Origin of the sequence: Mesorhizobium sp. M4A.F.Ca.ET.050.02.1.1, assembly GCF_003997725.1 — a bacterium.
In the GTDB taxonomy this organism is placed as follows: domain Bacteria; phylum Pseudomonadota; class Alphaproteobacteria; order Rhizobiales; family Rhizobiaceae; genus Mesorhizobium.
Genome location: NZ_RZSG01000308.1, coordinates 1 through 6,638 on the forward strand (window position 1 = coordinate 1; position 6,638 = coordinate 6,638).

11 protein-coding genes and 1 pseudogene are annotated in these 6,638 nt (G+C 61.8%); 8 read left to right on the plus strand and 4 right to left on the minus strand.

Translation table 11 applies throughout. The features are described 5' to 3' along the window. Positions 1 to 273, plus strand: a pseudogene (locus EOA33_RS39745) (hypothetical protein); the annotation flags it as partial. Between the two features lie 59 nt (positions 274 to 332). Here the strand turns inward: EOA33_RS39745 and EOA33_RS19670 are convergent. After that, the gene (locus EOA33_RS19670) at positions 333 to 890 is read right to left on the minus strand and encodes a helix-turn-helix transcriptional regulator (protein WP_127406341.1); all 558 of its coding nucleotides are present in this window, start codon (positions 888 to 890) and stop codon (positions 333 to 335) included. A 103-nt stretch (positions 891 to 993) separates the two neighbouring features. Here EOA33_RS19670 and EOA33_RS19675 point away from each other — a divergent pair, with 103 nt between their 5' ends. From EOA33_RS19675 to EOA33_RS19685, 3 genes are read left to right on the plus strand one after another with little or no spacing between them, the layout of a single operon-like run. Then, positions 994 to 1,569 carry a hypothetical protein gene (locus tag EOA33_RS19675; protein WP_245482380.1) on the plus strand — a complete coding sequence of 192 codons (576 nt, stop codon included), beginning with the start codon at positions 994 to 996 and terminating at the stop codon, positions 1,567 to 1,569. Positions 1,570 to 1,623: 54 nt separating this feature from the next. Beyond that, positions 1,624 to 1,938 carry a single-stranded DNA-binding protein gene (locus tag EOA33_RS19680; protein ID WP_127406343.1) on the plus strand — a complete coding sequence of 105 codons (315 nt, stop codon included), beginning with the start codon at positions 1,624 to 1,626 and terminating at the stop codon, positions 1,936 to 1,938. Positions 1,939 to 1,940: 2 nt separating this feature from the next. Continuing rightward, positions 1,941 to 2,414 carry a hypothetical protein gene (locus EOA33_RS19685; protein ID WP_127406344.1) on the plus strand — a complete coding sequence of 158 codons (474 nt, stop codon included), beginning with the start codon at positions 1,941 to 1,943 and terminating at the stop codon, positions 2,412 to 2,414. Positions 2,415 to 2,591: 177 nt separating this feature from the next. Here the strand turns inward: EOA33_RS19685 and EOA33_RS19690 are convergent, their stop codons facing one another. Both EOA33_RS19690 and EOA33_RS40625 read right to left on the minus strand, forming a co-directional pair. Beyond that, positions 2,592 to 3,023 carry a hypothetical protein gene (locus tag EOA33_RS19690; protein WP_245482381.1) on the minus strand — a complete coding sequence of 144 codons (432 nt, stop codon included), beginning with the start codon at positions 3,021 to 3,023 and terminating at the stop codon, positions 2,592 to 2,594. Between the two features lie 10 nt (positions 3,024 to 3,033). Continuing rightward, positions 3,034 to 3,234, minus strand: coding sequence for a hypothetical protein (locus EOA33_RS40625; protein ID WP_190234312.1), 201 nt, complete (start codon positions 3,232 to 3,234; stop codon positions 3,034 to 3,036). An 87-nt stretch (positions 3,235 to 3,321) separates the two neighbouring features. Between EOA33_RS40625 and EOA33_RS19695 the strand changes: the two genes are divergently transcribed. The 4 genes from EOA33_RS19695 to EOA33_RS39750 all read left to right on the plus strand — a co-directional run bounded on the left by EOA33_RS19695 (position 3,322) and on the right by EOA33_RS39750 (position 6,353). Next, entirely contained in the window at positions 3,322 to 4,002 is a 681-nt protein-coding gene (locus EOA33_RS19695; RefSeq protein ID WP_190234313.1) for a ParA family protein, read from the plus strand. Beyond that, positions 3,999 to 4,406, plus strand: a complete 408-nt coding sequence (locus tag EOA33_RS19700; RefSeq protein WP_127406346.1) for a hypothetical protein — start codon at positions 3,999 to 4,001, stop codon at positions 4,404 to 4,406. Before EOA33_RS19695 ends, EOA33_RS19700 begins: the two co-directional genes overlap by 4 nt. Before the next feature lie 493 nt (positions 4,407 to 4,899). Continuing rightward, positions 4,900 to 5,313: a plasmid mobilization relaxosome protein MobC gene (locus tag EOA33_RS19705; RefSeq protein ID WP_127406347.1), complete on the plus strand. Its 414-nt coding sequence runs from the start codon at positions 4,900 to 4,902 to the stop codon at positions 5,311 to 5,313. After that, positions 5,310 to 6,353 (plus strand): hypothetical protein, encoded by a 1,044-nt coding sequence (locus tag EOA33_RS39750; RefSeq protein ID WP_210212583.1) that lies wholly within the window; start codon positions 5,310 to 5,312, stop codon positions 6,351 to 6,353. The genes EOA33_RS19705 and EOA33_RS39750 overlap by 4 nt, the downstream gene beginning before the upstream one ends. Here the strand turns inward: EOA33_RS39750 and EOA33_RS39755 are convergent. Continuing rightward, positions 6,285 to 6,638, minus strand: a 354-nt coding sequence (locus EOA33_RS39755; RefSeq protein WP_210212584.1) for a hypothetical protein, incomplete at its 5' end; no start/stop codon positions are given. The two genes, EOA33_RS39750 and EOA33_RS39755, sit on opposite strands and share 69 nt — an antisense overlap.

The following is a 6,638-nucleotide window of genomic DNA, read 5'->3' on the forward strand; positions in this document are numbered from 1 at the left end:
AGCAGGCTCGGTCTGCTGCGCGTCACCGAGCGCAGGCAATGGCGAGCCAGGAACCTCACCAATCACATTGTCGTCGTGCATCGGCGTCAGATCGCCTGGGTTGCGAAATTTCGGCCCAAACTCGGCCTCAAATTTTATCCGACTGCCTTCAAAAAAGCGGCGTCCACAGGAAGCTCCCGCAATAATCAGAGCGGACGACCATTCGGCAGCCGATCCGACTGGCCGCCGGATGGGCCGAAGCCATTCCCCAGTCACGCATTGCCGACCGGCTGACGCCTTAGTCGCCAAAACACGCTTGCCGCGGAACCCCTAAGGGCTCCACGAGGCTGTTTTTAAAGCAGCCTCGGCGATCGGCCGCGCCTGTTCAAGCCGGTTGGTGCTGGCTGTCGACGTTCCTGGAACAGGAAGGTTGCCGGATCGCGACCGAGCGCATCGCCTACGGCGGCGATCGTATCGACACTGATATTGCCAGCCGCGCGCTCAAGCTTTGTGAAAGTAATCTCCGAGACGCCCAGTAGCTCCGCCATTTGATAGCGGAGCAGTTTGCGGCGCTCACGCTCGCTGTTGATGATGTCGGCAAGGCGCGCGCGGATCGATTTTTCGGTGAGCTTGTGCGCCCACGGTTTCAGCTTGGCGCCGCCGACCAGAATTGTCGCGATCGACACCTCGAGCGCCTGGGCCATCTGCTCGACTGTGCGCAGGGTCACGTTGTTTCGTTTTCTCATGGTGCGGATGTAGGTGCGGTATGCCAGCCCTTGACCCGACGACGTCTTGAACAGTTCCGCCATGTGTTGATGGGGAAGCTCTCGCTTCTGGCGCTCGGCTTCGAGGAACCACGCGATATTGTCCCGAAGCGGGTTGTTCACCTCGCCCGCTTCGTTTGGCAGCATGAATCTATGTATTCGCACGAACCCGCCTGTTCGGTCTGCCCTTTTCCCGGGCCAAAAACCATAGTAAAGTGTCAAAAACCCTCAGAGGAAAAGAGCCATCACCATGCTCAAATGTCTCGTTGTGGGCGCTGCCGCGATCGCGGGCACCGCATCTGTTCCGTCCCAAACATTCGCATCCGAGTGGGGGTGTCAGGTCCTGCTTTGTCTGTCTGGTGACTGGCAGGGCACACCCTCTTGTCATCCGCCGATAGATCGGCTGATCGACGCCATGGGCTTGCCCGGGTTTTCGTGGCCGACTTGCCCGCAGGCCAATTCGTCCGGCGCCGGCTACGACCTGTATGAGGCCTGCCCGCAGGGGTGGACGCCTTACGCGCCGGCCAGCGACCGCCCGGGGCAAGAGCAGGCCAGCATGTGCCGAATCGCGGCTGGCAATCTCGGTCAGCCTGCCAACTTTGGAGCGCGGCACGGTCAGGCCGATGGAGGCTTGACGGGGACAATCCAGCTCGGCGACCGCACCGTGCCGGTCCAACTTACCAATGTCTCCAGCGGAGCACATAACGATCGAACGACCACCTATTACGACATTCAACGCCGGCGCCGCGCGAAGCCTTACTACATCGATTACGACGACGCGAACGGGCTGCGGCAGCGCACCTGGTTCAACCTTAGCAGACCGTAATCTCGAGTCACCCCGGCTGGCTAAATTAGTCGCACGAAATGAGGGAGTACCCAGATGAAAAGCGTCAACAGGTTCACCATTCATGGCAATGTCGGGTCGGTCGCGCCCTTCGACAAAAGCACGAGGGTCAACATTGCCACCAACCGCAATTGGCGCGACGAACAAGGCGTTGCCAAGGAAGCCACGGATTGGGTCCAGGTAACGGTCCTGGAGGAGAAGCAAGCCGCCTGGGTGGCGGAGAACGCCAAGCCCGGCGATGTGGTCTTGGTCGAAGGCCGCATCAGCAACAACTCTTTCAAACGCAACGGCGAAACCGTCTATACGACGGACCTTATCGCGTCGACGTTCAACGTTTTTCCGAAGCCGTAATCATGTTCAATGCGGGGGCGCTTATTTTGGCGGCGGCATCCGGAACATTGGTCGGCATAGGCGGCACGCTCGCATTCTATCCGACTCAAAGCCAGCTCTCCGCGGCGATTGCGTCCGAGCCGGCACTGTGTGCGAAACTTGCCGCGTCCGGCCTTGAGATTCCATCGCCGGCCGAGGCTTTGGGCGCTTTCCGGCGAGCGAAAAATACTGATCAAGCGACGTTGCGCATCGGAGAGTGCTCGAAGAACATCATGGGACCCGGCGTGCAACGCGCCGTGAAGTACAAGCTTCGCACATCCTGGAAAGGCGAAGGTGATGGCGTTGTCGCGTTCTCCAGGGGACCCGATGGCTGGCAAGCAGTGCAGCTGCAATCTGCCTGCGAAGGTCCGGATTCGGCGCAGCTCTGCGGTCGATCAGTACGCCCCTCCAAATCCTTCCTGCGGTTATCGCACGCTGGTGGCACCGGGCCTATCTGACCCGCAATCCGGTCCGTCCCGTCGAAGCATCTTCTTTTGTGTCGCCGCAATTCCCATGCCCAAAGAGCCGGAGCCGGAGCGCGCCTCCAATAGCGCCGTAGGGACGGCGGAGGCCGGAGATAACGGGCCGCTGGCAGGAAGCCCTGCCGTCCCTGGCGCGGGCCCGGTTCGCGGCGTTCACTTGTGTGGGGTGCAATAGACGCCTTGGGATTCCAAAAGGACGGCGCCACCCTTCAATTCAGTGAGGGCACCCACCCAGGCGTCGGAATAGGTGCGACTGGCGTCTACCGCCGTCAGCCAGATGACGCGGTTGTCGGCAAGCTCCACCTTGACCTCGCTTTGCAGAGGGCTTGCCTGCACCGTTTGCTGATAATGCCGCTTGATGCGCACATCGCCACTCGCAAACTCGATATTGTTGTTGTCGTAGTTGAGCAGGAATGAAGCATCCCCTTTTGCGACCTTGCAGGAGCCGTCGCGTTCACACACGATTTTCGCGGCCGTGGCGCAATCCCATCGCAACCCCGCGGGCCACATCGGATTGCTGCTCGTCCCCTTGGTCTGATCGCCTGGAGCGGCGGCGCCGACGCTCGCAGCCGCCGCTACGGCCACCAATACTGCCCTAATCATCCGTTCCGCACACCTTACTGTTCGGCACCATCAAAATCAGCTCGCGCTGGCGCATCATGCCGACGGAGGCAAGCGCGCTGTAATGCGCCAGCGTGGCGGCTGCGGCATCAAGCGCGGCCTCGCAGCCGTCGCGCGTCGAGATCTCGGCCAAAGCTGCCCTGAACATCACTGTCCTGTCCGGCTGATCGCTCATAAATTGACACTACACTTTGGGTTCGGTTATGACAATTGCCGGGCAGGCGGTTGGCATAAAAGCGGTTCATCGAAGGTCCCCCGAGCTATGATCATATCTGCCGCTATCGCCAAAGGTGGCACTGGCAAATCGACCCTGCTGCGCGCGCTCGCCTCGGTCGCCCTTAATCGCGGCTACGCGGTGACACTCATCGACGGCGACGTTCGCCAGAACATGAGCCGGTGGGCTCAGATGCTCAAGGAGGCCGGCAATCGTCCCGAGACACTCCAGCTCGTCAGCGCCACGACGCCGCGCGAGATCCTGGAGGCGGCGGATCTGTATAATGGCGAGCGCAGCGTGGTGCTGATCGACACCGAAGGCACCACGAACGACAACCTCATGGCCGGGCTGTTTGCCGCCGATATCGTGGTGGTGCCGATCTTCTTCGCGCTCGACGACGTGACCGCAGCAATCCAGATCACCGACCACTACATTCCGCTCGCGGTCGAAACACGCGGCCGGCCGCTGCCAGCCGTGTTTGTCCTGACAAAACAGACCATCATCGATGCGAAGGCGAGAGCCTTGAGCGAGCTGCGCGCAATCATTCAGGCGAACGGCACGCCGATCGCCGACCATGCGCTGCAAAACCGTGTCGCGTATCGGGACCTGCAAAGCGGCCAGACACTCTACAGCGCCGATCAGGCCGACGCGAAGGCGATTGCCGAAAGTGAAGGGGTCTTCGACGATGTTCTGAAGACCTTCACCGAAGCAATGAGGCAGGCGGCATGACCGAGAAAAGCCTCCCGGACACACAAGACGACAAGAAGGCTCGCATGATGCGAGCGATAACTGAGCCGCCGGCGCTTCCGAGCATGTTCATCGCTCCGAAATCGGATCCCGCCCCCCAGCCGCCTGCCGTCGCATCCGCGGCGGCGTCGGAGGCTGAAGCGGCGCGGACGTCAGCTCGGCCGGACTTCCGCAAAATGTTGCGACAGGGCCAGAAAAAGGATCCGGTTGCCGGCAGGAAGATCCGCGAAGAGGAAATGGTGCGCTGCGGCTATTACCTTACGGCCGGCGAACAACGCCAATTCAAGCTGCTCGCGGTCAGCAATGGCCACAGCATGACCGAGTTGCTGCGCCGGGCGGTGCAGGACTACATCAAGGCCCATAAGCACAAGCTACCCAACGAGTAGGTCAGCCCGCCCCGCGGCATCCGCGTCGGTGAGGGGGTGCAGTGAACGCTCGGGGCCACACAGGCGGGGCCGGGCCAGATGCTCGGCCCGGCGCAAATCAGCCGCGCCTTGTCGGCCGGTCGCATGCCTCAGCTTATTGCCTTACCTCCCCACGGGGTCGCCGTGATCCCGATGGCGCGAGCTCACGTTCCCTGCTCGTTGCGATTTGTCTCCATGTTAGCACGATGATTCCGCAGCAAGGCCACATGTAAAGACAGAACCATGTTGCAAAGGTAGCCTGTCGATAAGTTGACGATGCAAGATGTTTCCGATGGAGCATGTTTCGCTGCTAACATGTAGCAGATGATTTTGAAACGAAAGCGGGGGGTGACTTGGAGTATCACCGCAAAGATATTTGGTGATGTTGGTTTTTGTCTTTGGCAGGATAGCCTTTTTTGTGTTACACACGAAAAAGGACGGCGCGGCCCAAGGGCCTTAGCGCCCGCAAGCGGGCTTGAAGATGAGACCCAACAACGGCCAAGCAGAAACGCAGAACGCATCGCGGCGCTATGGCGAAGTCCTGCATGTGCGCTTCTCAAGCGTCGAACTGGAGCGGCTGCGCACTATGGCTGACAGGGAGTCGGTGACGGTCAGCGAAGTCGTTCGCCGCCTTGTTCGGACCGAGGCGGGCTTTCTGCCGGAGGCGACGGGGGAGCTGCGACCTTCCATCGAGGAGGCCACTGACCAGCTTCGCCGCGTCGGTGTGAATTTCAACCAGGCGGTCCGCGCGATGAACGAGGGCCGGGTGGCGTATGACGCAGACCTCGAGCGCGCCTTGATCGCCGTTGGCGAGCTCGTGCGCCGGTTCCGCGAAGAACTAAAGGCGATGGTTGCCCGGCCGCGCAAGCGAAGCGAGGGCAAGGCATGAGCGGCCGTCTCGTCGGATACGCTGCCGAGATCGAACGCTATTTGCGCGTACCCGGCGCCGGCGATCTCGAGGACCTCGAGGAGGATAGGCCTTTGCAAGCGGCTGGCCGGGAGACGGCCGATCGGCAAGCGATGAACATCCGTGCGAGCGGGCTCGCCCCGGCCCGCTCGGCTTCGCCTATGGCTGGTGCCCAATGGACGATGGCGAGCGCAAAGCACCTGGGAGCGAGCCCCCACGTCGCGAAGGCACCTGTTTCGTCCACAGGCCGAGGAGGACCGCCCAGCGCCAAACCGCCGTCTGTGGGCACCAGTGGGAGTTTGCGTTCATCCAGCGACGCAAATGGGGCGATAGCGATTTTCGACCTGGCACTCGGCGCTTTCGTCAAGGAAGAGGAAGAAGAATGGCGGCGCCGTGGCGGCGGCGGCGGAAGGTCGGGCGCGCTCCCGTCCGCTCGACACTTCGCCCGGCCGACGCGTGAGGCGAGGGCCGTTGCGGCGCGAGCGGCCTATGCCGCGGGTGCGCAGCCGGCCGTGTTCAAGGTCCTGTCGAGCGCGGCCAATGGCAACCAGGCCGGCGCCCTGCTCGCCTATATCGGCACACGCGCCAATGAACGGGGCGAGAAGCGCGAAATCGAGATCTTCACCGATAGCGGACAGGGGCTTGCCAATGCCCAGGACCGTCGCGGCTTCCTGCACCAATTCACGCAGACGTTCGAGCCCCAGCTTGAGAATACGAATTTCATTGAGGTGCGGTTCGAGCTCGCCGGTGACGTCACGGACGATGCGCTTGGCGAGGCTTTGAACGCGGCCTTCGGATCGAAGCCTTTCGTCTATGCTCGCACCGGCAACAGCGTCGCCGTTTATGGCCACACAGGAGAACGCGCCGGACCGCTTGCCAAGGTTTTATCGGCCGGGCGTGCAAATTCGCGCAGCAAAGCGCTCGATAAGATCGAAGCCGGCTTGCGCGAAGCCCTAGGGGAGGCCGGTATTCGGGCCACAGCGGAAGTGACGGCGGCTGTCGGCAATGCGCGTAAGGCGTAATATTTTCTGCAAAAATTTATTCGGGCGTTCGATCAGGTTCGCCAGGCGAATGGACAGGCGGTTTCCAGCAAACAGCCGACGAAGGCGGCCGCGGCGATTTTTGAGGAATGGCGGCCACAACTTTCCGGCCGGGAGCGGCGCAATGCCTATCACCTGCTTTTCTCTGCCCGGGCTGGTACGGACGCGCAAGCCATCATGGCGGTCGCGCGGGCCGTGCTCGAGGAGCGCGCGCCCGGGCACAAATTCGTGCTCGCACATCATGCCGAGACGAGGCACGTCCATATC